The following is a 24,842-nucleotide window of genomic DNA, read 5'->3' on the forward strand; positions in this document are numbered from 1 at the left end:
CGGCGGGTGTCGGCGCCACCCGGCGCCGACCGCCCCCGGGGCCGCCCCGCGGCTCCGTGCGGGGGGGGGGGGCCCCGGGCCCGCCCCGGGGCCCCACCGCGACTCACTCCTTGGGTTCGACGTAGCGCGGGAACACCGGTTCCGGCGCGGGCAGGTCGATCCCGGGGACCAGGGGAGTGGCGATATCGGCGAAGGCGCGGCCGTCCTGGGCCAGCAGGTCCAGGATCTTCGCGGCCGAACCCGGCATCACCGGCTGCACCAGGATCGCCACGATCCGGACCACCTCGAGCGTGACGTAGAGGACCGTGGCCATCCTGGCCAGGTCTTCCTCGGTGCCCGACTTGCGCAGCGCCCACGGGGCATTGGCGGAGAAGTACCGGTTGGTCTCGCCGAGGGTCAGCCAGATGGCCTCCAGCGCCAGGTGCATCTGCTGGGCGTCGAAGTCGGCGCGGCAGCGCTCCAGCAGGGCGTTGGCGCGGTCGAGCAGGGCCTGGTCGTCCTCGGTGAACGCGCCCGGCGCTGGTGCCTTGGCGTCGCAGTTCTTGTTGACCATGGTCAGGCTGCGCTGGACCAGGTTGCCGAACTCGTTGGCCAGGTCGGCGTTGATCCGGCCCGCGATGGCGTCGTTGCTGTAGCTGCCGTCCTGACCGTAGGAGATCTCGCGCAGCAGGAAGAAGCGCACCTGGTCCAGGCCGTAGGTCGACACCAGGGCGAGCGGGTCGACGACATTGCCCGTCGACTTCGACATCTTCTCGCCCTTGTTGTACAAGAACCCGTGCACGAAGACGCGGTCCGGCAGCTCGATCCCGGCCGACATCAGGAACGCGGGCCAGTACACCGTGTGGAACCGGGTGATGTCCTTGCCGATGATGTGCACATTGGCGGGCCAGAACTTCTGGAACGCCGCCGAATCGGTGTGCGGGAAGCCGACACCGGTCAGGTAGTTGGTGAGCGCGTCGACCCACACGTACATGACGTGATCGGGGTGGCCGGGCACCGGGACGCCCCAGTCGAAGGTGGTCCGCGAGATCGACAGATCCTTCAGGCCGGCCTTGACGTAGCTCACGATCTCGTTGCGCCGGGTCGCGGGCGCGATGAACTCCGGCTGCTCCTCGTAGAGCGCCAGCAGCTTGTCCTGGTACTCGGAGAGCTTGAAGAAGTAGTTCGACTCCTCGGTCCAGGTGACCGGGGTCTGGGTCTCGGTCGAGACGCGGGTGCCGTCGTCGAGGAGGGTGGTCTCCTCCTCGGTGTAGAAGGCCTCGTCGCGCACCGAGTACCAGCCGGAGTAGTTGCCCAGATAGATGTCGCCGTTGGCGAGCATCTTCTCCCAGAGGGCGACGCTGGCGGCCTTGTGGTCCTCGTCGGTGGTGCGGATGAAGCGATCGAAGGAGATGTCGAGCGCCTTGTCCATCGCCTCGAAGACGTCGGAGTTGCGGGCCGCGAGTTCCTGCACCGGGATGCCCTCGGTGGCCGCGGTCTGCTGCATCTTCTGACCGTGCTCGTCGGTGCCGGTCATGAAGAACACGTCGTAGCCGTCGAGTCGCTTGAACCGGGCCAGCGCGTCGGTCGAGATGTACTCGTACGCGTGCCCGATATGCGGCGCACCGTTGGGGTACGCGATGGCCGTGGTGATGTAGAAGGCGGGCGCCTCGGCGCCTTCAAGTGCGCTCATGATGGCAACTACTGTAATCCGCGTGGCAAACCAGAATCGTCCGGCTCCGCCCCTTCCGCCGCCGCTCGCGCCCCTGATCGATGCGCACACCCACCTCGACGCCTGTGGCGCAACCGATGCCGCCTCGACCACGGCGATCGTCGACCGCGCCGCCGCGGCGGGCGTCGGGCACGTGGTGACCGTCGCCGACGATCTCGCCGCCGCGCAGTGGGCCGTGCAGGCCGCGCAGTGGGACCCGCGCGTCTACGCCGCCGTCGCGCTGCATCCGACCAGGGCCAACGCCCTCGACGACAAGGCCAAGGCCGAGCTGGAGTACCTGGCCACCGACCCCCGCGTGGTCGCGATCGGCGAGACCGGCCTGGACTACTACTGGCCGGGCAAGCTCGACGGCTGCGCCGATATCGAGACCCAGATCGAGGGTTTCCGCTGGCACATCGACCTGGCCAAGCGGGTCCGCAAGCCGCTGATGATCCACAACCGCGAGGCCGACCACGACCTGCTCACGGTGCTGCTCGACGAGGGCGCCCCGGACACCGTGATCTTCCACTGCTTCTCGTCCGACGCGACCATGGCGCAGGCGTGCGTGGCCGAGGGGTACGTGCTCAGTTTCTCCGGCACGGTCAGTTTCAAGAACGCGCACGAGCTGCGCGAGGCGGCCCAGCTGGTGCCCGACGACCAGATCCTGGTCGAGACCGACGCGCCGTATCTGACCCCGCACCCGTATCGCGGCGCGCCCAACGAGTCGTACTGCCTGCCGTACACGGTCCGGGCGCTGGCCGAGGTGCGCGAACAGGACCCGGCGGAACTGGCCGAGATCACCACCGCGAACGCGCGCAGGTTGTACCGGATTCGCTAGCCCGATTCGTCCGGTCGATAGGGGGCTGGACGATAAACGTGTTTCGGCTCACATCCGCCGGTCATAGTCGTTATCTACCAGCGACGTCTATATCGAATCGTGACCTGCGATCCCGCTGATCGGGGCGCACGGTGTTGTCTGGGGCAAACCTTGTCGTTATCGTTCTGTAACCATGTCGGCTTTTGCGCGGATCAACTCGTCTCGCTCGCCGCTGCTGTACGCGGCGGTGGCGGCCATGCTGCTGATTCTCATGGTCGGTGCGTCGATGGCCATCGTGAACCACAAGACGGTCGCCCTGGTCGTCGACGGTGAGCGGACCGAGCTCTCCACCATGTCCCGTGATGTGCGGGCCATCCTGGCCGACGCGGGCTACGAGCTCTCCGAGCACGACGCGGTCACCCCGGCGGCCGGAAGCAAGGTCTCCGACGGCGCCACCATCACGCTCAACCGCGGCCGCGAGATCACCGTCTCGGTCGACGGCACCGAGCGCAAGGTGTGGACCACCGGCATCACCGCGGGCGACGCGCTCGCGCAGATGCAGATCCCGGCCGACACCCACGTCGTGCCGACCCGCACGGAGAAGCTGCCGCTGGCAGGCGCCGCGCTCAGCGTCTACTCGCCGCGCACCGTCTCGCTCGTCGACGGCGCCGCCGCCGCGGTCGACGTGCGCCTGGCCGCCGCCACCATCGGCGAATTCCTCACCGCCGCGGGCATTCCGCTCAAAGACCAGGACTTCACCGAACCGGCCGCCACCACGCCGCTCACCGAGGGCATGAAGGTGACCGTCACCCGGCAGCGCGTCGAGCAGCGCACCGAGACTCTCCCGCTCGATCCCACCGAACTGGTGATCGAGGACCCGACCATGAACATGAGCCGGACGGTCGTGGAGAACCCGGGCGAGGCCGGGCTGCACGAGGCGACCTTCGCGGTCACCCTGACCAACGGTGTCGAGTCCAGCCGCGTGCAGACCAACTCCAACGTCATCACCCCGGCGCAGCCCAAGACCATCCGCAAGGGCGCCAAGCCGGGCACCGAGGTGCCGCCGGTGCGCGACGGCGCGATCTGGGACGCGCTGGCCCGCTGCGAGTCGACCGGCAACTGGGCCATCAACACCGGCAACGGCTACTACGGCGGCATCCAGTTCGACCAGAGCACCTGGGAACGCCAGGGCGGCCTGAAGTACGCCCCCCGCGCCGACCTGGCCACCCGCGAAGAGCAGATCGCCATCGCCGAGGTCACCCGCGCCCGGCAGGGCTGGGGCGCCTGGCCCGCGTGCACGGGACGCCTCGGCCTGAGCTGAGTCTTTGGAGCGCTGGCGCGCTCGAGGTCGCGGCCCTTCCGGTCCCGCCGATCAGGCACCGTTGCTTGCTCCTTCGTCGCCTACGCAACGGCGCCTGATCGGCGGGACGGCCGCGACGGCCGACTGCGTCGGCCTGCCCCTCCTCGAGGTCGGGGCGTGGTGGCTGAGTGGGCTGTCAGCGGCTGATCTGGGATTGCTTCGGCGGGTCGGGTTGACCAGCGGAATTCGCAGGGTAGTTTGCACTCGTTTCGCCGGGTCTGTGTCTCGTGCGTTGTCCCGGCTCGTCGAGTCGAGGGTGGTTGTGATGCGTGGGGTTTCGGCCTGGCGGCGGGCGGCTGTCGTGGTGGCGTTGTCGGTGGGTGCGGGGGTCTGTGTGCCGCTGACGCCCGCGCACGCGGAGACGCCGGGGGTCGTGATCGCGGTCGTTCCGCAGGCCGACGGATTCCACGGGATGTCCGGCGCGCAGGTCATCGACTACTGGACCAGGGGCGTCGGTGGGGTGACGCAGCCCGCGAGCGGAGCGCTGTACCTGCCCGAGGGGGACGCGCCCGCCGGTGGCTGGCCGGTGGTCGCCTTCGACCACGGGACCACCGGGCTCGGCGCCGGCTGTGGCGGGCAGTCCGATCCCGCGGGCGCGCCCTGGCCGGAATCGCAGGCCGGGCAGGACGAATTCCTGCGTCATCTGGTGGGGCAGGGGTATGCCGTGGTCGCGCCGGACTACCTGGGGCTCGGGCGGTTCGATACCGGGCCGCATCCGTATCTGGGCATCGACACCGAGGCCACCGCCACCCTCGACCTGCTGCGGGCGGCGCGTTCGGTGCGCTCGGATCTGTCGCCGGTGTGGGTGGCGGCGGGCATGTCGCAGGGCGGGCAGGCCGCGCTCGGCACCGGCCACCGGCAGGCGACCTACGCGCCCGAGCTGGACTTCCGCGGGACCATCGCCATCGATCCGGAATCCGATGTCGAGAAGGTGGCCACCCTGCTCGGGCCCGGCAATCCGGATCGGGTCAGCGGCGGCGTGCTCGGTTTCTCGGTGAGCATTCTGGCCGGGCTGCGGGCGGCCAGGCCGGACGCGCAGGTCGACAGCTACCTCAGCCCGCTGGGACGCCAGGTCCTCGACGAGATCGGCACCCTGTGCCAGGACGCGATCGACGAGCGCGTCGCGGATCTGACGCTCGGGCAGCTGCTCACCCGATCCCTCGGCGACGAACCGCTGCGCTCGGTGATGGCCGACTACATGGCCGTGCCGACCAGCGGCTACGACGCGCCGATCCTGCTGCTGGTCAACGCCACCGACCGCACGGTGCCCTCGCCGCTGCACGCCGCGCTGGCCGCCCAGTTCACCGCCAACGGCGTGAACTACACCCCGGTCGTCGGCACCGGCAAACACTGCGAACTGAACCCGGCGATGATCGCCGCGATCGACGATTTCCTGGCCCGGGCCCGCTGACCGGTTCCTTTCCCCGCTCCGACGCAGGTCGCGAGCGGTGTCCAAGCAACCGTTCAGCGAACTGTACGATCGTCCAGTTCATTGCTGCCGATCGGCCGGAAAGGTAACCCCTGATGCCGAAGACCCTGAGCCGCGCTGCGATCGCAGCCGCCCTCGCCGCCGCACTGGTGACCGCCGCCAACGCGCCCGCTTCGGCGGCCCCCGGTGACGTCCTGGCCACCGAAGCGCGACCCGCGGGCTGGCACGGCCAGGCACGCGGCTCGGTGCTCGAGTACACGACCACCGACTCCGCGGGCGCCGAGCGTCCGGCCAGCGGTGCGCTGTTCCTGCCCGCGGGCACCGCGCCCGCCACCGGCTGGCCGGTCATCGCCTACGACCACGGCACCCTGGGCTCCGGTCCCGGCTGCGGCGGTCAGGCCGATCCCGACCTGGCCCCGCTGCCCGCCAATCGCGCCGCCGAGGACGAGCTGATCGGGCGCCTGGTCGACCAGGGCTACGCCGTCGTCGCCCCGGACTACCTCGGGCTCGGCCGCTTCCGGACCGGCCCGCACCCCTACCTGGAGGTGCGCAGCGAGGCCACCGCCACCATCGACCTCGTGCGCGCGGCGCGGGCGGCGCATCCCGAACTCTCGCGCACCTGGACCGTTCTCGGCGCCTCGCAGGGCGGGCACGCCGCGCTGAGCGCCGCGCACGTGCAGCAGAGCTACGCTCCCGAACTGGACTTCCGCGGCATCGCCGCCATCGACCCGGCCTCCGACGTGGAGAAGGTCCTGCCGCTGCTCGGCCCCGGGTTCCCGGAGATCGAGGGCACCGCGGGCCTGACCGGTTTCACCGTCAGCATCCTGGCGGGTCTGCGCGCCACCCATCCCGAGGCCGAGGTCGATTCGTATCTCACGCCGAAGGGCAAGGAGATCCTCGATGCCGCCGGTACCCAGTGCATCGACGAGATCGTCCGGAACGTCAAGGGACTCGGCTTCGGCGACCTGTTCGCCCGCAGGCTCTCCGACGGGCCGCTGCGCCCGGCCCTGATCGCGTACATGACCGTGCCGACCAGCGGCTACGACGCGCCGATCCTGCTGCTGATCAACGCGACCGACACGGTCGTGCCCTCCCCACTGCATGCCGCGCTGGTGGCCCAGCTCGCGGCCGGTGGCGTCGATTTCGAGACGGTGACCGGCTTCGGCGAGCACACCGTGCTCGATCAGCGGATGTGGAACGCGCTCGACGGGTTCGTCGCCCGGGTCAACGCGGCGCCGCCACAGCGCTGACGACGCGGGTCGCCGGCGCTCGACGCGCCGAGTGGACCGGCGACTGATCTGTACACTCGTCCAGGAACTGTCGCCTGGTGGAGAGCTGAATCCGTTGCCGAAGACCACGATCCGCGCGACGCTCGTCGCCGCCGTCACCGCGAGCGCGCTGTGCGCCGCCGGGTTCGCGCCCGCGGCCGCCGAGGCGCCCGGCTCGATCATCTCGGTGGAGCGCAAGCCCGCGGGGTGGCACGGAATGGCACGCGGGTCGGTCGTCGAGTACTGGATGACCGACTCGGCGGGCGTCGCGCGCCCGGCCAGCGGCGCGATGTATCTGCCCGCGGGCGATGCCCCGGCCACCGGCTGGCCGATCCTGGCCTACGACCACGGCACCTCCGGCTCCGGCTCCGGCTGCGGCGGCCAGGCCGATCCCGAACTCGCGGCGCTGCCGCAGCATCGTGCCGCCGAAGACGCGCTGATCAAGCGCTTCGTCGACCAGGGCTACGCCGTGGTCGCGCCCGACTACCTGGGCCTGGGCCGCTTCGAGACCGGCCCGCACCCGTATCTCGAGGTGCGCAGCGAGGCGACCGCGACGATCGATATGGTCCGGGCCGCCCGCGCCGCCGATCCCGAGCTGTCGCGCACCTGGAGCGTCCTCGGTGTCTCGCAGGGCGGGCACGCCGCGCTGAGCACCGCGCACGTGCAGCAGGGTTACGCCCCCGAGCTGGACTTCCGCGGCACCATCGCCGTCGACGCCGCCTCCGACGTGGAGAAGGTGCTGCCGTTCATCGGGCCCGAACTGCCGGAGATCCCGGTGCTGGCCGCGGCCACCTCGTTCGTCGTCAGCATCCTGGCCGGACTGCGCGCCACTCACCCCGAGGCCGAGGTGGACTCCTACCTCACGCCGCTGGGCAAGTCGCTCGTCGACGCCGCGGGCGACCGGTGCCTGGACGCGATCATCGCCTCGACCAAGGGCCTGACGGCGCGCGACCTGCTCGCCCGCCCACTGACCGGCCTGCGCGATGTCCTCGCCGCCTACATGACCCTGCCGACCAGCGGCTACGACGCCCCGATCCTGCTGACCATGAACGTCACCGACACGATCGTGCCGTCCCCGCTGCACGCGGCGCTGGTCGCGCAGCTCGCCGCCAACGGCGTCGATCAGCAGGTCGTCCCCGGCACGGGCACGCACGGCTCGGTCTCGGCGGAGCAGCGGGCCGCGATGGACGCCTTCCTCGCGCGGGTCAATGCCGCCCCGCCGCAGCGCTGAGCTGCTCGATCGATTGGGTTGGTAGGTTCTAGCGGTGCCCGAACCAGAGATTCCCGCGCGCGGTAGCGCCGCACTGCTCGGTCCCGCCGAGGTGCGGACGCTGGCCGAACGCTTCGGCGTCCGGCCGACCAAGCAGCTCGGGCAGAACTTCGTGCACGACGCGAACACGGTGCGCCGCATCGTCACCGCCGCGGGCGTCGGCCCGAAGGACACCGTGCTCGAGGTCGGTCCCGGTCTCGGCTCGCTGACTTTGGCGCTGCTCGACGTGGTCGACCGGGTGGTCGCCGTCGAGATCGACCCCGTGCTGGCCAACTACCTGCCCGAGACCGTCGCCGACCGCGCCCCCGGCCTGGTCGACCGGCTCCAGGTCGTCGAGGCCGACGCCCTGCGCGTGCGCCCCGATCAGCTGCCCGCCGAGCCGACCGCGCTGGTCGCGAACCTGCCCTACAACGTGGCGGTCCCGGTGCTGTTGCACCTGCTCGCGGTGCTGCCGAGCATCGGGGTGTCGCTGGTGATGGTGCAGGCCGAGGTGGCCGACCGGCTGGCGGCCGAGCCGGGCAACCGGGTGTACGGGGTGCCGAGCGTCAAGGCCGGTTTCTTCGGCAAGGTGCGCCGGGCGGGCGCGGTCGGCACCCAGGTCTTCTGGCCGGTGCCGCGCGTCGAATCCGGCCTGGTCCGCATCGATCGCTACGCCGAACCGCCGTGGCCGATGGACGAGGCGCATCGCAGGCGCGTGTTCGAGGTGATCGACGCCGCCTTCGCGCAGCGCCGGAAGACGTTGCGCTCGGCGCTGTCCGGCTGGGCGGGTTCGCCCGCGGAGTCCGAGCGCAGGCTGGTGGCGGCCGGCATCGATCCGACCGCCCGCGGCGAGACGCTCGACACCGCGGCGTTCGTCCGCCTGGCCGCCCAGGGGTAGTCCGCGAATCGCGGGCTCGCGCAGCCGAACCCGCAGTACACCGGCTGTTCATCGGGGCGCGTCCGCGCACCCTGTGAAAGCAATTGTGGACAACCGGTTTTCGCCGCAGGCGGAGTTGATCATGATGCACGGACGACATCACCGGTCCGGCGCGAAAACCGCCGGTGGTGGGCCGTTGGGTGCAGATGTGGATGACGCTGTGGATGATTCGCGGCGTCGTCGCGGCGGATGAACCGCTGGTGAACGCGCCGCGGCCCGCGCCGGAGGGCGCGGGCCGCGGATGACTTCGCGAATCGGGGGTCAGCGAGCCAGTTCGTACCCCGCTTCGTCGACGGCGGCGGCGACCTCGGACTCGGTCAGCTCGTTCGCGCTGTCGACCTTGACGAGACCGCTGGCCAGGTCGACGTCGACGCTGGTGACACCGTCGATCTTGCCGATCTCCTGCTTGACCGAGCTCACGCAGTGTCCGCAGGTCATCCCCGTGACGGTGTAGGTGGTGGTGGCCATGGCCGACTCCTTCGCTCTTCGATCATACGGTCCAGGGGTATGTCCCCGACACGAATGAACATACCCCCTATGGGTATCTGACGCAACCCCCGCCCGCCGGGCGAGGATTCAGCGCGCGTACTCGTCGGTGTAACCCGTTACGCTTGGTGATCGTGCTGTCAGTTGTGCCCAGCCCGGTCGTCGTGCGCGCTCCTTCGAAGGTGAACCTGCATCTCGGAGTCGGTGATCTGCGTCCGGACGGATATCACGACCTGACCACCGTCTTCCAGGCATTGTCGCTGGCCGACGAGCTCGAACTCGCCCCGTCGGCCTCGCTGGCCGTGCGGGTCACCGGCGAGGGCGCGGCCGAGGTGCCGACCGATCGGGAGAACCTGGTGTGGAAGGCCGCGGTGCGCCTGGCGCACCTGGCCGGGCGCGCGCCGCTGGTGGAGATCGCCATCGCCAAGGGTATTCCGGTCGCGGGCGGCATGGCGGGCGGCAGTGCCGACGCGGCCGCCGCGCTGGTCGGCCTGAACGAACTGTGGGACCTCGGCCTTGGCCGTGACGAGCTGTCCGCGGTGGCCGCCGAACTCGGCAGCGATGTCCCGTTCGCGCTGCACGGTGGCACCGCGCTCGGCACCGGGCGCGGTGAGCGATTGCTTCCGGTGCTGTCGCGCAACACCTTTCACTGGGTGCTCGCGCTGGCCAAGGACGGCCTGTCCACCCCGGCGGTGTTCCGCGAACTCGATCGACTACGCGCCGAGGGCGATCCGCCGCGGCTGGGCGATCCGCAGAAACTCATGCAGGCGCTGGCCGCGGGCGATCCGCACACCCTCGCGCCGCTGCTCGGCAACGACCTGCAGGCCGCGGCGCTGTCGCTGAAGCCCGAGCTGCGGCGCACGCTGCGCGCCGGGGTCGGGGCGGGTGCGCTCGCCGGTCTGGTCTCCGGATCGGGCCCCACCTGCGCGTTCCTGTGCGAGACGGAGGAGGCGGCGATCGCGGTGGCGGCCGAACTGGCCGGTGCGGGCGTGTGCCGCAGTGTGCGCACGGCCAGCGGTCCGGTGCCGGGGGCCAGGGTGCTCGACGCCGAGGCGCACGGGAAGCATTGAGCGTCAGCCGATGACGTCGGCCAGCCGGTCGACCTGGTCGGCGTCGCGGCCGTAGCAGTAGAGCATCACCTCGTCGGCGCCGAGTTCGTCGAATCGCGCGATGGTGGCGCGGACGGCCGCGGGCGTGGTGAGCAGCCCGTCGAGCATGAACTTCGAGCGGTCGCCGGCGAAGGCGTAGTAGGCGCTCATCGACGCGCGGGCGTCGGCGATCAGGTCGTCGTCGCCGACGGCCACATTCACCTGGGCGACGATCCGCGGCGCGCCCGCGCGGCCGTGGTCCTGCCAGGAGCGGCGCACCGTGTTGAACAGGGTGCCCGCCCAGGACGGCGGCGCAGCGGCGAGGAATCCGCCGCCCCAGCGGCCGACCCGGTCGAGCGCGGCGGGCTGGAAACCGCCGAACAGCAGCTCGGGTCCGGCGGGGGAGAGCGGGGCAGGGCCGATCGGGCCGCAGTCGGGGCCGAACGGTGCACCGGCCCAGAGGCGGTGGAGCAGGCCGATCTGCGCGTCGAGGCGGCGACCGCGGGTGCGCAGCTCGGTGCCCGCGGCGACGTGGTCGTCCGCGCGTCCGCCGACGCCGACGCCGAGGATGAACCGGCCGCCCGACAGCACATCGAGGGTGGCGGCCTGCTTGGCCAGCAGCGCGGTCTCGCGCAGCGGGGCCAGGAGTACCTCGGTCTGCAACCGGATGCGGCGGGTGGCGCCGGCCAGCGCGGCGAGGGTGGTGAGCGGTTCGGGGTTGTCGTAGACCAGCCGGTCGAGCAGGCCGAGGGTGGAGAACGGGCCGTCGTCGGCGCGACGGGCCCAGTCGAACAGGGCGATCGGATCGGAAATGGGGAGGCCGAGGCCGATGTGCATGGAATCCTCCGAGTCAAGAACGTTGTTCGTGTCGAACGTTGTTCGCTACGAACAACGTTAAACGAACGGCGTTCGTCACACAAGGCGGAGCGGATCGGACCGCCGCCGACCGGGCAAGTAGGCTCGTCACGGCCCCACAGTCGCGCGGAAGGCGGGCGAGCAACACCTATGTCCAACCTGATCAACCTCGAACAGGTCGCCAAGAGCTTCGGCATCAAGCCGCTGCTGGACGACGTCTCGCTCGGAGTGCACGCGGGAGAGCGGATCGGGGTGGTCGGTCTCAACGGTGGCGGCAAGACGACGCTGCTCGAGGTGCTGACCGGCCTGGAGCAGCCCGACAGCGGCCGGGTGAGCCGGGTCGGTGGCCTGCGGATGGCGGTGGTCACCCAGCGCGGCGTGCTGCCCGAGGGCGCGACCATCGGTTCCATCGTGCTCGCCGGCCTGTCCGACGACCTGTCGACCGCCGATATCGCCGAACACGAATGGGCCGCCGACGCGCGCGTGCGCTCGGTGCTCGACGGCATCGGCATCGCCGACCTCGGCCTGGACACCCCGGTCACCAACCTCTCCGGTGGCGAGCGCCGCCGCGTCGCGCTGGCCGCCGCGCTGGTGCGCGACCTCGACCTGCTCGTCCTCGACGAGCCGACCAACCACCTCGACATCGAGGGCGTGCAGTGGCTGGCCGAGCACCTGGTCGCCCGGCGCACCGCGCTCGTCGTCGTCACCCACGATCGCTGGTTCCTCGACACCGTCGCCACCCGGACCTGGGAGGTCGTCGGCGGCAAGGTGGAGACCTACGAGGGCGGCTACGGCGACTGGATCTTCGCCCGCGCCGAACGCGCCAGGCAGGCCGACGCCACCGAGGCCCGCCGCCAGAACCTGGCCCGCAAGGAACTGGCCTGGCTGCGGCGCGGCGCCAAGGCCCGCACCTCCAAGCCGCGCTACCGGGTGGAGGCCGCCGAGGCGCTGATCGCCGACGTGCCGCCGCCGCGCGACTCGGTCTCGCTGGCCGCGTTCGCGCGCAAGCGCCTCGGCCGCGTGGTGATCGAACTCGAGGACGCCACCCTCACCACGCCCGACGGCCGCGTGCTGGTCGACGAGCTGACCTGGCGGCTCGCGCCGGGCGAGCGGGTCGGTCTGGTCGGCGTCAACGGCTCGGGCAAGACCACGCTGCTGCGCGCGCTGGCCGGCGACGCCGAACCGGCCACGGGCAAGCGCATCCAGGGCCAGACCGTCCAGATCGGCTGGCTGCGACAGGAACTCGACGACCTGCCCACCGATATGCGGGTGCTCGAGGCCGTGCAGCAGGTCGCGCAGCGAATCATGCTCGGCGACAAGGAGATCTCGGCCGGTCAGCTGGCCGAACGGCTCGGCTTCACGCCCGCCCGTCAGCGCACCCCGGTCGGCGACCTCTCCGGTGGCGAGCGCCGCCGGCTGCAGCTGACCCGCATCCTGATGGCGGAGCCCAACGTCCTGCTGCTCGACGAGCCGACCAACGACCTCGACATCGACACCCTGCAGCAGCTCGAGGACCTGCTCGACAACTGGGCGGGCACGCTGGTCGTCATCAGCCACGACCGCTACCTGGTCGAGCGCATCTGCGACACCACCTGGGCGCTCTTCGGTGACGGCAAGCTCACCAACCTGCCCGGCGGCATCGACCAGTACCTCACCAAGCGCGCCACCCTGGCCACCGCCGCCAAGCCCGCCGCCGCGAAACCGGCAGCGGCGACCACGGATTCGGCCGACCGCCGCGCGGCCCGCAAGGAACTGTCGAGGCTCGAGCGCAGTATCGCCAAACTCGACGAGCGCGAACAGAAACTCCACGTCGCCCTGGCCGATGCCGCCACGAACCCGGACAAACTGGTGAAGCTCGGCGCCGAACTCAAAGAGGTCGTCGCGGAGAAGGAAGCCGCCGAGGAACGCTGGCTGGAACTAGCCGAAGACCACTGATGTCCTAGGTGGCGGTCTGCCCGTCGGTGATGACGACGGGCAGGCAGGTCTGCACGAAGTCGGCGCCGAATTCGGTGAGAATGATGCTGCGGTAGCTCACCTTGGTGCCGAAGCCGCGCTTGAGCGCGTCGCGCACCTGCTCCTGCGCCTCGATGAGCTGGTAGCGGCTCGGGTTGCCGACCGGCTCCCTGGTGGACTCGATGAGCCCGAGCCTGCGCAGGTTGGGCAGGTACTGCGGCACCCGGTTCGGGAAGCGCAGGCCGGCGTGCTCGCCGATCAGAGTCAGGCCGCTGATCAGGCGTTCCCCGCCGAAGGCTCGCTGACGGCCGGTGCGGACGTCGAGCGCGGGCTGCGGTCCGTCGACGTGCATGAACCGCAGGATCCGCGCTTCGTCGGGGGTGATCTCGGCCAGGATGCCGGGGTAGGCGGGGTGCGCGTCGGGCTGGGCGGCGTGCGTGCTGGCCGATAGTCGCAGCAGTTCGGCGCCCTGTTCGCGCAGCGTCGGCATGCCGCCGTCGCCGGGGTGTTCGGTGCCGACGGGCAGACCGAGCGCGTGCCGAAGCCGGTCGCGCACTTCGCCTTCGGCTTCGGCGAGGACTTCCTTGGGCGGGGTGCCCGCGATGCTGCCGCGCAGCACGGTGACCGTCACGCCGAGGGCGGTGTCGAGCGTCCACAGGGTCACCCCCGAGGCCGCGGTGAGCGCGACCCGCGCGACACCGGTCGCCGCCCGCACCGTGCGCACCGGCGAGACCGGCAGCACGCCACGCCGGTCACCGGTGGCTTCGATCGGCGGTACCGTCCGTCGCACCAGTTCGGTGGACGGGGTCCCGTCGTCTATATCCATGTCGTCGCTACTCCTGTTCCGAAGACCAGGATGTGAGCGTATCCGGCGAGGAGCCCCAGCGCGCCGCCATGGACGAAAAGCAACCATTCGTCCTGTTTGATGGCCGACCGCAGCATGTCCACGAAGTCGTGTGGGGAAAGTGCGGACATTTGCCGGGCGATGTATTCGTTGACCTGCCTGCCCTGCTGAACGTTGAACGCGGGGTCGGCGAAGGCCATCGGCGCGATCGTCATCGCCTCGGCGGTGAGCGTGGATTGCAGCGAGTCGTACTCGCGGCTGCCCAGCATGAACTTCACCGCGGGCCGGGCCGGGCCGAGCGCGCGATCGGCGGCCGGGCGCAGGGTGTCCTCGAGCATCTGCAGGGTGCGGTCCGAGCGCGGGCCGTTGAGCAGCTCGTCGCCGATGTTGGCGACGGTGACGACCTCGGTGGAGACGAGTTCGGCGTAGCCTGCGGTGATCTCGGGCTGCCGCTTGATCAGCAGACCCTGCCGCCACGGGCACCACCACTTGGGCGTGGCGGGCGCGAAGATCATGTTGATGCCGACCCAGTTGACCACCCAGCCGATGATGATGCCGCCGATGGGCAGCACGATCAGCGGCGAGAGGCCGGTGGTGTGCAGCGCGAGCACCAGCAGCAGACCGCAGGGCGCGCCGAAATAGAAGCCGAAGTTCTGCATGAACCGCAGTTCCTTGGCGCCGAGCACCTGGAACAACTGGTTGAGCAATTGTGGCCGCGCCTGGAAATAGCGGATGACCATCTGCTTCACATCGAGCAGCTGATCGATATTGGTGCCGAGTTCGGTGGTGAGTTCGCGCAGGATCTCCGGCAGCTGCGAGCGCACCCGCTGATGCACCATCTCGCGCACCTGGGTGGGCAGGTTGTACCAGAGCTGCGGATGCTCGCGGCGCAGGATCACCTCGACGATGTCGCTGATCTGGGCGTCGGCGACCTCGGCCAGATGTTCGGCCAGCTTCTCCGGATCGAGCTCACGGTAGAAGTCGGACACGCTGCCGAGCTTGGACAACCCCTTGTCGACGGCGATGCTGGCCATCTTGTCCGCGCGCGAGGGCACGATGCCCTGCCAGCCGATCCGCCCGTCATAGCTGAGCAGCGGCAACACCTGGATCCGCTTGGGCAGGTACGGGAAGATCGCGCGCAAGCCGGGCAGCTTCACGCCGTGGAACTTGATCGGCTGGAACAGCATCAGAATGCCGGTCCAGTTCGTGATGTAGCCGATTATTCCTGTGAAAAGAGGAATAGTCAGAATTTCTAGCAGGAGTGTCGGATGCAACCCGAACACACTCTCCAACACGACACCCTCCTGCCGTTATCCGGTGATCACCGCCTCACCGGCACCCAAAATTAGCACCCCCGCGCCGCGGTGACCCTACTGTGAGTTGCGGAACTGGGTCCATTCGTCGTGTGCCAGGACACAGGGTAGTGTCTGAGACATCAGTCACAGAACCTGTCCCGAATGCCGTATTCGTCCTGGCGAGTCGGAACAATGAGCACCACCACATTTGGTGACAGGCCACAACCAGCGCGTTCAGGGGGCGCGCTGCGTACGCACTGTGTTCGGAGCGTGGTCGGGCAATAATCTGTGGGCGATCGTTCCCATGCGAGACTTCGGAGTAGGACGTGACAGACGACAGGACCGGACAGGACCTGGCCCGTGCCGGTACCCGCGCCGTCGAGCGCAGCTCGGACGTCGAGCAGCGACAGATCAGTAACGAAGCCCGGTTGATCCGCGGGGTGTTCCGCGCCGCCGGACTGGCGGCGGGCACCGCGGTGCGCGGCAGTCAGTGGGCGGTCGGCACCACCTACGAGGTGACCAAGGAGCTGGCCCAGGCGGCCCTGGACGGCGAGTCCTCGGCCGATATCGCCGAGCGCACCGGCAATGCCCTGCGCTCGATCGCGCGCAGCGCGCTCGGCGTCACCGAGGGGTCGGTGCGCGAGATCGTCAGCTATGTGCCGACGCCCAACGGGTCCTCCCAGCAGGCCATCACCGTCGGCCCCTACCTGCGCTCGGCCAGCACCGAGGACCTGCGCCGCCGCGGCGACGCGCTGCTGGCCCGCTCGGCCGACGTCTACTTCACCGAGGACGTGCACCCGGCCTACGACCGCATCCTCGACGAGATCGCGCCCGACGAGGCCCGCATCCTGCGCTTCATGGCCCTCAACGGTCCGCAGCCCTCGGTCGACGTGCGCACCAACCGGCCGCTCGGCATCGGCTCGGAGCTGGTGCAGGGCGATCTGACCTCGGTGCCCGAGCAGGCGGGCGTGCGCTACCCGGACCGGGCGCGTTCGTACCTGATCAACCTCAACCGCCTCGGCCTGACCTTCACCTCCGAGGATCCGGTGGTGCTGAGCCGCTACATGGTGCTGGAAGTGCAGCCCGTGGTCGAGGACGCGCTCAAGAAGGCGGGCCGCGCGCCGAAGATCGTCCGCAAGAGCCTGCGGCTGTCGGAATTCGGCGAGGACTTCTGCCGCACCTGCTTCACCATCGGGTAGCTGAGACAGCGCGGGCTGTCGGCGCCGGAGGTCACGCTCCGGTGTCGGCAGTGATAGCGATCAGATACAGATCCGGCACTGCGCTCGTTTCAGTGGGATCGTGGAGGGATGGAGCAGGGGTCCGGATCTCCGAACGTGCGCGTCGACGATCCTGTCGCGCCCACCTCGGCGCGGCCTGGTCCGCTGCTGCCCGGTGACGACGAACCGCTGGTCGCCGGGATGGAGACGGGGGAGGTCCGGATGGCCGACGTGCCGCACGCGGACGCGATGGACGACGAGCAGCCCGAGCCGGTCCAGCGCCCGCCCGATCATCCCGACGACCTCATCGCGCTCAGCCGGCTCAAGTTCCGCTATCTGCGGGCACTCGACACCAAGTCCTGGGACGAGTTCGCCGACACCCTGATCCCCGAGGCGACCGCCACCTACAGCGAATACCTGCAGTTCGAGTCGCGCGAGGCCTTCCTGGCCTTCCTGCGCAACACCCTCGGACCGCACGTCATCACCGAGCACCGCTGCGACCATCCGGAGATCGATGTCGACGGCGACACCGCGACCGGCACCTGGTATCTGGCCGACACGGTGATCATCCCCGAGCACAACATGTGCCTGCGCGGCGCGGCCTTCTACACCGATCGCTACGTCCGCTGCGAGGACGGGCACTGGCGCATCGCGCACACCGGGTACGAGCGCACCTACGAGGTGGTCCTCTCGCTCAGCGACCTGCCCAGCCTGCGGCTGACCGCGAGCCGCTGGGGCATGATCGCGCAGGAGAATCACATCTCCTCGGTGGAGCGCAACCCCGGACCAGCCGCCTGAGGCCGACTCAGACAGTCGACCAGTTAGTCGGCGGTCGCCACCAGGGGCTCCAGCGTGAGCTTCGGATGCTCTTTCTCGATGTACTGCAGCCGCCATTTGTCGCTGAACAGGGCCAGAATCGCGCCGTCGGTGCGGGTGAACACCTCGACGCCGCGCTGGCGATCCAATTCCGGCGCCGATTCGGCGTCGGTCCGGCGGGCCAGCGTGAACGGCAGGAAATCCAGTTGGGTTTCCACATTGAACTCCGCCTGCATGCGCGCGGTGACGACCTCGAACTGCATCGGGCCGACCGCGGCCAGCACCGGTGACTGGTCGCCGCGGGCGTCGTTGCGCAGCACCTGCACCACGCCCTCGGAGTCGAGCTGGTCGATGGCCTTGCGGAACTGCTTGTATTTGCCCGCGCTCTGCGCGCGCAGCGTCGCGAAATGCTCGGGGGCGAAGCTCGGGATCGGCGGGAACTCCACCTTCTTGTCCACGAACAGGGTGTGGCCGGGGGCGAGCGCGGTCGCGTTCACCAAGCCGACCACGTCGCCCGGGTAGGCGGTGTCGACGGTGGTGCGCTCGCGGCCGAACACGGTCAGCGCGTACTTGGTGGCGAACGGGCGGCCGGTCTGCGCGTGCGTGACGACCATGCCGCGCTCGAACTCACCGGAGACGATCCGCATGAACGCCAGCCGGTCGCGGTGCGCGGTGTCCATGCCCGCCTGCACCTTGAAGACCACCGCGCTGAACGGATCGCCGGTCTCGCGGTCCTTGCCCGCCACATCGGCGCGCGCGCCCGGGGCTGGCGCCAAGGCGACCAGGGTCTCCAGCAGCTGGCGCACACCGAAGTTCAGCATCGCCGAGGCGTAGATGACCGGCGAGGTCTGCCCGGCCAGGAACAGCTCCTGGTCGTGGTCCTGCCCGGTGGCCGAGAGCAGCTCGCTCTCCTCGGCGGCGGTCGTCCACGCCTCGCCCTCGCGCGCCTCGGCCTCGGCCGGGGTCAGCGACTCCTCCGGCGCGATGGTCGCGCCACCGGCGGTGCGGGTGAAGTGGATGTACTCGTCGGCCGCGCCCTCGAGGCCGCGGCGCAGCAGGCCGCGGAAGTCGCCCGCGATGCCGACCGGAAGGAACAGCGGGGTGGGGGTGAGGCCGATCCGCTCGCTGATCTCGTCGAGCAGTTCCAGCGGCGCCTGGCCGGGGCGGTCCCACTTGTTGATGACGGTGATGACCGGGATGCCGCGGTGGCGGCAGACCTGGAACAGCTTCAGCGTCTGCGGCTCGAGGCCCTTGGCGGCGTCGATGAGCATGACCGCGGCGTCGACCGCGGTGAGCACGCGGTAGGTGTCCTCGGAGAAGTCGGAGTGACCGGGGGTGTCGACCAGGTTGATGACATTGTCGACGTCGGACCCGGCGGCGCGGTAGTTGAACTGCAGCGCCGTGGAGCTCACCGAGATGCCGCGAGCCTTCTCCATCTCCATCCAGTCCGACACGGTCGACTTGCGACCGGCCTTACCGTGGATCGCGCCCGCCTCCGAGATCATCTTGGCGTGCAGCGCCAGCGCCTCAGTCAGCGTCGACTTACCCGCGTCGGGGTGCGAGATCACGGCGAAGGTGCGGCGGCGCGCGACCTCGGCGGGTAGTCCGCGCGGGGTGGGGGCGGCGCTCTCTCCGGACTCGGTCAACGCGGAACCTTTCGCAGTGGTCGGCAACTTATAGAGCCTAAAGGTCGCCGGTTCGGCGAGGTCGGCGGGGTGTTCTGCCGAACCGACCCGGTTTTTCCGGGCGATGTGGATGCGGTATGGTTGTCGGGTTGTCTCGGCGAGGGTGAGTTGCCCCCAGTGGTTGTGCTCACCGTGATCGACGCGGCTCGGCCTTCCCGGTCGTCCTCGTTCGTTCTTCGTCCGACGAGTAGACGTTGACCCCGCAGATGGGTCGCCACAATGACCAGCCCGGAAGAGCCGTAGGAGCGCATTCAGTCATGTCCGACGTGAACCAGATCGAAGCCGCCGTCCGCACCGAATTCGGTAAGGGCGCCGCTCGCCGTACCCGTCGCGACGGCAACGTGCCCGCCGTGCTGTACGGCCACCAGGCCGAGCCGCAGCACCTGAGCCTGAACGCCAAGGCCTTCGCCGCCATCCTGCGTGAGCACGGCACCAACGCCATCCTGAACCTGGTCGTCGACGGCAAGCAGCAGCTCGCCATGACCAAGTCGGTCGTCGTCCACCCGATCCGCCGCTACATCGAGCACGCCGACCTGCTGATCGTCAAGCGTGGCGAGCGCGTCACCACCGACGTCAACGTCACCGTCACCGGCGATGCCGCCTCCGGCACCCTGGTCACCCAGGAAGCCACCACCCTGTCCATCGAGGCCGACGCGCTGAAGCTGCCCGAGGCCATCGAGGTCTCGGTCGAGGGCGTCGAGGCGGGCACCCAGATCCTGGCCGGCGCCATCGCGCTGCCCGCGGGCGTCACCCTGGCCGGTGACCCGGAGGCGCTGATCGTCAACGTGATCGCCGCGCCGTCGGCCGCGCAGCTCGACGAAGAGGGCGAAGGCGCCGCCGCCGAGGAGACCGCCGAGTCGGCTCCCGAGTCCGAGTAAGACTCCTGCACTACGGTTCGGCGCATGACCGAATCCTCCGGGCCCGCGCTCGTGGTCGGGTTGGGTAACCCCGGCCCCGAATACGAGCGCACCCGCCACAATGTGGGCTTCCTGGTCGCCGACGTGCTCGCCGAGCGCGTCGGCGGCCGTTTTGCCGTGCACAAGAAGTCCGGCGCCGACCTGCTGCAGGCCCGCCTGGACGGGCGTCAGATCCTGATCGCCAAGCCGCGCGCCTACATGAACCTGTCCGGCAGGCCGGTGGCCGCGCTGGCCAAGTTCTTCTCGGTGCCCGTCGATCAGGTCATCGTCGTCCACGACGAGCTCGACCTGCCGTTCGGCACGATCCGGCTCAAGCAGGGCGGCGGCGAGGGCGGCCACAACGGCCTTCGCTCGATCTCGCAGGCCCTGACCACCAAGGACTACCTGCGCACCAGGATCGGCATCGGCCGCCCGCCCGGTCGCCAGGATCCGGCCGACTACGTGCTCAAGCCGTTCGCGGCCCCGGAGCGCAAAGAGGTCCCGGTGATCGTCGAGCAGGCCGCGGACGCGGTCGAACTGCTGCTGAAGGTCGGGCTGGAAACCGCCCAGAACTCGCTGCACTGACCCCGGCCTCCCGGCGCGCCCAGGCGAATTCGCCAGGGCGCGCCGAGTGCGTTCAGCGCAGGTGGACCGCGGTGGCCGCGCGCCGCAGCTTGCCCGACGACGTCTTGGGCAGCGCGCCGGGGCCGAGCACCGCGACCGTGCGCGGGCGGGCGCCGACCTCGGCGAACACCTCGTGCACGATCTCGCGCTCCATCCGCTTCACCTCGTCGGGGTCCTGGTAGTCGTTGGATTCCACCACCACGGCGAAGCTTTCGCGCTTCTCGCCCGCGTCCAGGCGCACCGCAACGGCATTGCCGGGACGGACCCCGGGCACCCGCATCGCGGCCCGCTCGATATCGGTCGGGTAGATGTTGCGGCCGCCCATGATGATGACGTCCTTCATCCGCCCGCACACCACGACCATGCCCGCCTCGGTGAGGTAGCCGATGTCGCCGGTGTCGAGCCAGCCCTCCGCGTCCTGCGCGGGCCGGAACCCGTCGACGGTCACGTAGCCCGAAGTCACCGCGGGCCCGCGCAATTCGATGACGCCGACCGTGCGCACCGGCAGCGGCTGCCGTTCGGCGTCGACGACCCGGCCCTCCAGGTCGTCGACGAGGTGACCCAGTGTCGGCAGCCTGCGCGGCGTGCCGTGGTGCCCGTCCTCGGCGACCGGCACGGCCTTGCCGACGGCTTCGAGCAGGTCGGCGTCGATGACGTCGAGCACCATGCCGTGGCCGGGGTCGGGGATCGAGACGGCCAGGGTGGTCTCGGCCATGCCGTAGACCGGGGTCAGCGCCATCGGGTTGAGCCCGAAGTGCTTGCCCGCCTCCGCGAGCGCGATCATCGTGTCCGGGTCGACCGGTTCGGCGCCGTTCCACATGTAGCGCACGCTGGACAGGTCCATCGAACCCGGCTCGGCCTGGCGCAGCCGCCGGGCCAGCAGCGAGTAGGCGAAGTTCGGTGCCGCGGTGACGGTTCCGCGGTACTTGTCGATCAGCTCGGCCCACAGCAGCGGCCTGGCCAGGAAGTCCAGCGGGGTCACGCAGACCACCTCGGCGCCGAATTGCATGGGTACGCTGAGGAAGCCGACCATGCCCATGTCGTGGAACAGCGGCAGCCAGCTGATCATGACGTCGTCGTCGAGCTGGAATTTCACCCGATTGAACATCGCGCGCGCGTTGACGTTGAAGTTGCCGTGGGTGATCCGGACGGCCTTGGGCGAGCCGGTCGATCCAGAGGTCAACTGCTGCAGCGCGATATCGGACTCGCCGGTCGGTACCGGGTCGGTGTCGGGGCCGTCGTGCAGGTCCTCGATCTTGACCACGGTGATGCCGCGCTCCAGCAGCACGGGTTCGGCGGCCGCGAACGGCGCGCCGAGGACGACGGCCTTGGCCTCGATCATGTCGAGCACCGTCTCGGTGTCGCGCACCCAGACCGCGAGGTCGGTCCGCGGTGTCGGCTGGTGCAGCATGGTGATCGACGCGCCGCGCATCCAGATGCCCTGGCAGACAGGGGCGATGTCGACGGGCAGACCGGCCAGGACGCCCACCGCGTCGCCGTGCTCGATCCCGGCGGCCGCCAGGCCACCCGCCATCCGCCGCGCGGCGCGGTGGATTTCCCCCCAGGTCTGCCGCAACGGCGCCTCGGGCTCCCCGGTGACCAGCCCCCTGTGGCTGGTCAACGCTGTGGCAAACATTTCGTCGGTGAACCTGCTCAACGTCGGACTCCCTTTACGCCAACGATCGGTTACGGCCGTGCTCTCCCAACAGAAAATCCCGCCCCGCCCACCCGGTGTTAACCCCGACTGACAACCGAGCGTCCTCGCCGATCAGCGTTCGGCGGCAAAGGAGGCAGCGTAGCGGTCCACATATGGTCTACCTGATTGCAGCGCAATTTCCCGCATCAGCTGGTCAGTTGCCACTCTGACCTGGGCGCGGTGCACCGCTGCCGGATACCGCCGCGCCGGCTGGATGCTGATGCGCACCTTGGTGAAACGCAACAGTTTCCGACCGCGGGGGTTCATGCGGTCGGTTCCCTCCAGCACCACGGGCACCACCGGCGCCCCTGTAGCCATGGCAACGCGGAGCGCCCCGGTGCGACCACGATAGACCCTGCCGTCCACCGATCGCGTGCCCTCCGGGTGAATTGCCCAGGCGCCGCCCGCGTCGAGGATCCGGGTGGCCGCCGCGAGGGCGTCGGCGGCCGCGTCGCCCCCGGTCCGGTCCACCGGCACCTGCCCGGCGGCGGTGAAGAACCAGCGCTTGGCGCGCCCGCGCAGACCGGTGCCGGTGAAGTACTCCTGTTTGGCGAGGAAGGTGAGCGGGCGCGGGATCACCAGCGCCAGGTACAGCGAGTCGATGAAGGCCAGGTGATTGGCCGCGATGATCACCGGCCCGGTGCGCGGCACGTGCTCGAGCCCCTCGACGCGCGGTCGGCCGAGCAGCCGCAGCAGCGGGCCGATCAGGACGTGTTTGCACAGCTGGTACCACATAGGACCTCCGACGTAGACAATGTCTACTCGACCATAGTAGACACTGTCTACGGAAGGTGTGGGCGCGCGTCGCCCGCCGGATGTGAGAATTGCCGGTATGTCCGAGTCGTTGCGTGTGCGCCTGATCGACACCGGCGTCGACCTGCTCGAACGCGACGGCCTGGGCGAACTCGGGCTCCGGGCCATCGCCAGGGCCGCCGGTGTCTCGCACGGCGCCCCGCGGCGCTGGTTCCCCACCCACGGCGCGTTGCTGGCCGCCATCGCCGCGCGCGGCTTCGCCGACCTGATCGACCGTTTCGCCGCGCTCGCCACCATCGACGACCCGCGCGAACGGCTGCGCCGGATGGCGATCGACTACGTCGACTTCGCGCTCACCCGGCCCGAGATGTTCACCCTGATGTTCCGCCACGACCTGCTGGCGGGCGCCGGCGAGAACCTGCGTGCGACGACCGAGCCGCTCTACGGTCAGGTCGTCGCGCTGGTCGCCGCGGCCCGGCCGGGCGCCGATGCCGCGGGCACGGCGCTGCTGCTGTGGACCAATGTGCACGGCATGGCCACCGTCGCCGCCAACCGGACCCTCGAGGTCGTCGCCCCCGACGCGGACCCGCGCGCGCTCGCCGACCGGATCGTCGGCGAGCATCTCGGGGTCTAGCGGGTGATCTCGGCCAGCGCGGCGACGAAGCGGTCGAGGTCGTCGGTGTCGACGAAATAGTGCGGGGAGGCCCGCACGATCGCGGGCAGCTCGCGCGCGGTCATGTCCAGCAGGGTGGAGCCCGCGTGGCTGACGGTCACGGTGACGGCGTGCTCGGCGAGCCGGTCACGCAGCGCGACCGGCTCGTGACCGTCGACGGTGAACGAGACGATCCCGCTGTGCTCGGTGCCCAGATCACGCACGGTCACCCCGGGGACGCCGGGCATAGCCTTGCGCAGGTAGCCCGCCCGGTCCGCGACGGCGGCGTAGACCTCGTCGGGGCCGAGGGCGAGCAGGTAGTCCACGGCGGCGCCGAGCCCGAGCCGGGCGGCCACGTCGCACTCCCAGAACTCGAAGCGGGACGCGTCCGGGGCCAGCCGGTACTCGGTCGGGCTCACCCACTGCGCGCTGTGCAGGTCGAGGCGGCCCGGTTCCATCGTGCGCACCAGTTCGTTACGGACATAAAGGAATCCGGTGCCGCGCGGCCCGCGCAGCCACTTGCGGCCGGTGGCCGAGAGCGCGTCGACGCCGAGCGCGCCGACATCGATGGGCAGCTGCCCGATCGACTGGCAGGCGTCCAGCAGCACCAGCGCGCCCGCCTCGTGGGCGATGCGGGTGGCCTCGCCGACCGGGTTCACCAGGCCGCCGTTGGTCGGCGCGTGCTGCAGCGAGACCAGCTTCACGCGCTCGTCCAGCATGGCCGCGAGGGCGTCGGTATCGAGTCGGCCGGTGTCGTCGCTGGGAATGTGCTCGACCACCGCGCCGGTCTGCCGGGCGCGCTGGAGCGCGGCGATGGCGTTGCTGGCGTAATCGGCGCCGGAGATCAGGATGCGGTCGCCGGGACGCAGCGCGACCGAATAGGCGAAATCGGCCCATGACCGGCTCGCACTGTCGCTGAGCGCGATGGTGTCGGCGGTGGCGCCGATCAGGGTCGCGATCGAGGTCTTCACCGCGGCCAGGTCGTCGAGGCGCTCATTTGCCGCACGGTAGCCACCGATCTCCGTTTCCCGGCGCAGATGGGCGATCACGGTGTCGGTGACCATCCGCGGTGACAGCGACGATCCGGCGCTGTCCAGGAATACCTGCCCGGACGCGAGTCCGGGAGTGTCGGCTCTGATCGCGGCGAGGTCCATCATGGCGACGACCCTACCGCCGCCGAGCTGTTCCCCATTTCGTCACTTTTCCTGTCGGTGCCCATCGCTACTCTGGAA

General features: G+C 70.0%; 22 protein-coding genes. 13 read left to right on the top strand and 9 right to left on the bottom strand.

The genetic code is table 11. From position 1 onward, the window contains the following. Positions 1–103: 103 nt before the first annotated feature. Positions 104–1,672: a methionine--tRNA ligase gene (gene metG, locus AB0H54_RS05130; protein WP_357342844.1), complete on the bottom strand. Its 1,569-nt coding sequence runs from the start codon at positions 1,670–1,672 to the stop codon at positions 104–106. 1 nt (position 1,673) lies between these two features. On the opposite strand from metG, the gene AB0H54_RS05135 reads away from it, so the two are divergent. The 6 genes from AB0H54_RS05135 to rsmA all read left to right on the top strand — a co-directional run bounded on the left by AB0H54_RS05135 (position 1,674) and on the right by rsmA (position 8,711). Continuing rightward, entirely contained in the window at positions 1,674–2,528 is an 855-nt protein-coding gene (locus tag AB0H54_RS05135) for a TatD family hydrolase (protein WP_355273396.1), read from the top strand. Between the two features lie 172 nt (positions 2,529–2,700). Continuing rightward, positions 2,701–3,828, top strand: a complete 1,128-nt coding sequence (locus AB0H54_RS05140) for a transglycosylase family protein (protein WP_357342846.1) — start codon at positions 2,701–2,703, stop codon at positions 3,826–3,828. Between the two features lie 304 nt (positions 3,829–4,132). After that, entirely contained in the window at positions 4,133–5,278 is a 1,146-nt protein-coding gene (locus AB0H54_RS05145; RefSeq protein ID WP_357342848.1) for an alpha/beta fold hydrolase, read from the top strand. Positions 5,279–5,391: 113 nt separating this feature from the next. After that, positions 5,392–6,546: a lipase family protein gene (locus AB0H54_RS05150; RefSeq protein WP_357342850.1), complete on the top strand. Its 1,155-nt coding sequence runs from the start codon at positions 5,392–5,394 to the stop codon at positions 6,544–6,546. A gap of 94 nt (positions 6,547–6,640) precedes the next feature. Then, positions 6,641–7,795: a lipase family protein gene (locus tag AB0H54_RS05155; RefSeq protein WP_357342852.1), complete on the top strand. Its 1,155-nt coding sequence runs from the start codon at positions 6,641–6,643 to the stop codon at positions 7,793–7,795. Positions 7,796–7,829: 34 nt separating this feature from the next. Further along, positions 7,830–8,711, top strand: coding sequence for a 16S rRNA (adenine(1518)-N(6)/adenine(1519)-N(6))-dimethyltransferase RsmA (rsmA, locus tag AB0H54_RS05160; protein WP_357342854.1), 882 nt, complete (start codon positions 7,830–7,832; stop codon positions 8,709–8,711). 300 nt (positions 8,712–9,011) lie between these two features. Here the strand turns inward: rsmA and AB0H54_RS05165 are convergent, their stop codons facing one another. After that, positions 9,012–9,218 carry a cation transporter gene (locus AB0H54_RS05165; protein WP_355273385.1) on the bottom strand — a complete coding sequence of 69 codons (207 nt, stop codon included), beginning with the start codon at positions 9,216–9,218 and terminating at the stop codon, positions 9,012–9,014. Between the two features lie 152 nt (positions 9,219–9,370). Between AB0H54_RS05165 and AB0H54_RS05170 the strand changes: the two genes are divergently transcribed. Then, positions 9,371–10,306, top strand: coding sequence for a 4-(cytidine 5'-diphospho)-2-C-methyl-D-erythritol kinase (locus AB0H54_RS05170; protein WP_357342857.1), 936 nt, complete (start codon positions 9,371–9,373; stop codon positions 10,304–10,306). A gap of 3 nt (positions 10,307–10,309) precedes the next feature. Here the strand turns inward: AB0H54_RS05170 and AB0H54_RS05175 are convergent, their stop codons facing one another. Then, positions 10,310–11,161, bottom strand: a complete 852-nt coding sequence (locus AB0H54_RS05175; RefSeq protein WP_357342859.1) for an LLM class flavin-dependent oxidoreductase — start codon at positions 11,159–11,161, stop codon at positions 10,310–10,312. A gap of 168 nt (positions 11,162–11,329) precedes the next feature. On the opposite strand from AB0H54_RS05175, the gene AB0H54_RS05180 reads away from it, so the two are divergent. Then, positions 11,330–13,114, top strand: coding sequence for an ABC-F family ATP-binding cassette domain-containing protein (locus AB0H54_RS05180; RefSeq protein WP_357342861.1), 1,785 nt, complete (start codon positions 11,330–11,332; stop codon positions 13,112–13,114). Positions 13,115–13,118: 4 nt separating this feature from the next. Here AB0H54_RS05180 and AB0H54_RS05185 read toward each other — a convergent pair whose 3' ends face one another. Next, complete coding sequence (locus tag AB0H54_RS05185; protein WP_355273375.1) at positions 13,119–13,958, bottom strand: Abi-alpha family protein; 840 nt, start codon at positions 13,956–13,958, stop codon at positions 13,119–13,121. After that, entirely contained in the window at positions 13,949–15,163 is a 1,215-nt protein-coding gene (locus AB0H54_RS05190; protein WP_355273373.1) for a hypothetical protein, read from the bottom strand. The genes AB0H54_RS05185 and AB0H54_RS05190 overlap by 10 nt, the downstream gene beginning before the upstream one ends. 434 nt (positions 15,164–15,597) lie before the next feature. Here AB0H54_RS05190 and AB0H54_RS05195 point away from each other — a divergent pair, with 434 nt between their 5' ends. After that, a complete protein-coding gene (locus AB0H54_RS05195) occupies positions 15,598–16,470 on the top strand; it encodes an Abi-alpha family protein (protein WP_355273370.1) in 873 nt (290 codons plus the stop codon). A gap of 267 nt (positions 16,471–16,737) precedes the next feature. Then, the gene (locus AB0H54_RS05200) at positions 16,738–17,286 is read left to right on the top strand and encodes a nuclear transport factor 2 family protein (protein ID WP_355274612.1); all 549 of its coding nucleotides are present in this window, start codon (positions 16,738–16,740) and stop codon (positions 17,284–17,286) included. A gap of 23 nt (positions 17,287–17,309) precedes the next feature. On the opposite strand, the gene AB0H54_RS05205 is transcribed toward AB0H54_RS05200, so the two are convergent. After that, complete coding sequence (locus AB0H54_RS05205; RefSeq protein ID WP_357342863.1) at positions 17,310–18,950, bottom strand: peptide chain release factor 3; 1,641 nt, start codon at positions 18,948–18,950, stop codon at positions 17,310–17,312. Between the two features lie 296 nt (positions 18,951–19,246). Here AB0H54_RS05205 and AB0H54_RS05210 point away from each other — a divergent pair, with 296 nt between their 5' ends. Further along, positions 19,247–19,867: a 50S ribosomal protein L25/general stress protein Ctc gene (locus AB0H54_RS05210; RefSeq protein WP_357342865.1), complete on the top strand. Its 621-nt coding sequence runs from the start codon at positions 19,247–19,249 to the stop codon at positions 19,865–19,867. Between the two features lie 24 nt (positions 19,868–19,891). Then, entirely contained in the window at positions 19,892–20,470 is a 579-nt protein-coding gene (gene pth, locus AB0H54_RS05215; protein ID WP_355273363.1) for an aminoacyl-tRNA hydrolase, read from the top strand. A gap of 52 nt (positions 20,471–20,522) precedes the next feature. On the opposite strand, the gene AB0H54_RS05220 is transcribed toward pth, so the two are convergent. Together AB0H54_RS05220 and AB0H54_RS05225 are read right to left on the bottom strand one after the other, a co-directional pair. After that, the gene (locus AB0H54_RS05220; protein ID WP_355273360.1) at positions 20,523–22,166 is read right to left on the bottom strand and encodes a fatty acyl-AMP ligase; all 1,644 of its coding nucleotides are present in this window, start codon (positions 22,164–22,166) and stop codon (positions 20,523–20,525) included. Positions 22,167–22,277: 111 nt separating this feature from the next. Further along, on the bottom strand, positions 22,278–22,940 hold the full coding sequence (locus tag AB0H54_RS05225; protein WP_357342868.1) for a lysophospholipid acyltransferase family protein: 663 nt from the start codon (positions 22,938–22,940) through the stop codon (positions 22,278–22,280). 97 nt (positions 22,941–23,037) lie between these two features. Between AB0H54_RS05225 and AB0H54_RS05230 the strand changes: the two genes are divergently transcribed. Next, on the top strand, positions 23,038–23,592 hold the full coding sequence (locus AB0H54_RS05230; RefSeq protein WP_357342870.1) for a TetR/AcrR family transcriptional regulator: 555 nt from the start codon (positions 23,038–23,040) through the stop codon (positions 23,590–23,592). Here AB0H54_RS05230 and AB0H54_RS05235 read toward each other — a convergent pair. Beyond that, the gene (locus tag AB0H54_RS05235; protein WP_357342872.1) at positions 23,589–24,767 is read right to left on the bottom strand and encodes an aminotransferase class V-fold PLP-dependent enzyme; all 1,179 of its coding nucleotides are present in this window, start codon (positions 24,765–24,767) and stop codon (positions 23,589–23,591) included. The two genes, AB0H54_RS05230 and AB0H54_RS05235, sit on opposite strands and share 4 nt — an antisense overlap. Positions 24,768–24,842 lie beyond the last annotated feature (75 nt).

This window comes from Nocardia sp. NPDC050718 (genome assembly GCF_040654235.1).
Taxonomy (GTDB): Bacteria; Actinomycetota; Actinomycetes; order Mycobacteriales; family Mycobacteriaceae; genus Nocardia.

Bases quoted from the DNA above. Each gene is read 5' to 3' on its own strand.
- metG (WP_357342844.1), bottom strand. From the start codon at position 1,672: ATGAGCGCACTTGAAGGCGCCGAGGCGCCCGCCTTCTACATCACCACG.
- AB0H54_RS05135 (WP_355273396.1), top strand. From the start codon at position 1,674: ATGGCAACTACTGTAATCCGCGTGGCAAACCAGAATCGTCCGGCTCCG.
- AB0H54_RS05140 (WP_357342846.1), top strand. From the start codon at position 2,701: ATGTCGGCTTTTGCGCGGATCAACTCGTCTCGCTCGCCGCTGCTGTAC.
- AB0H54_RS05145 (WP_357342848.1), top strand. From the start codon at position 4,133: ATGCGTGGGGTTTCGGCCTGGCGGCGGGCGGCTGTCGTGGTGGCGTTG.
- AB0H54_RS05150 (WP_357342850.1), top strand. From the start codon at position 5,392: ATGCCGAAGACCCTGAGCCGCGCTGCGATCGCAGCCGCCCTCGCCGCC.
- AB0H54_RS05165 (WP_355273385.1), bottom strand. From the start codon at position 9,218: ATGGCCACCACCACCTACACCGTCACGGGGATGACCTGCGGACACTGC.
- AB0H54_RS05175 (WP_357342859.1), bottom strand. From the start codon at position 11,161: ATGCACATCGGCCTCGGCCTCCCCATTTCCGATCCGATCGCCCTGTTC.
- AB0H54_RS05180 (WP_357342861.1), top strand. From the start codon at position 11,330: ATGTCCAACCTGATCAACCTCGAACAGGTCGCCAAGAGCTTCGGCATC.
- AB0H54_RS05185 (WP_355273375.1), bottom strand. From the start codon at position 13,958: ATGGATATAGACGACGGGACCCCGTCCACCGAACTGGTGCGACGGACG.
- AB0H54_RS05190 (WP_355273373.1), bottom strand. From the start codon at position 15,163: ATGCTGTTCCAGCCGATCAAGTTCCACGGCGTGAAGCTGCCCGGCTTG.
- AB0H54_RS05200 (WP_355274612.1), top strand. From the start codon at position 16,738: ATGGACGACGAGCAGCCCGAGCCGGTCCAGCGCCCGCCCGATCATCCC.
- AB0H54_RS05210 (WP_357342865.1), top strand. From the start codon at position 19,247: ATGTCCGACGTGAACCAGATCGAAGCCGCCGTCCGCACCGAATTCGGT.
- pth (WP_355273363.1), top strand. From the start codon at position 19,892: ATGACCGAATCCTCCGGGCCCGCGCTCGTGGTCGGGTTGGGTAACCCC.
- AB0H54_RS05225 (WP_357342868.1), bottom strand. From the start codon at position 22,940: ATGTGGTACCAGCTGTGCAAACACGTCCTGATCGGCCCGCTGCTGCGG.
- AB0H54_RS05230 (WP_357342870.1), top strand. From the start codon at position 23,038: ATGTCCGAGTCGTTGCGTGTGCGCCTGATCGACACCGGCGTCGACCTG.
- AB0H54_RS05235 (WP_357342872.1), bottom strand. From the start codon at position 24,767: ATGATGGACCTCGCCGCGATCAGAGCCGACACTCCCGGACTCGCGTCC.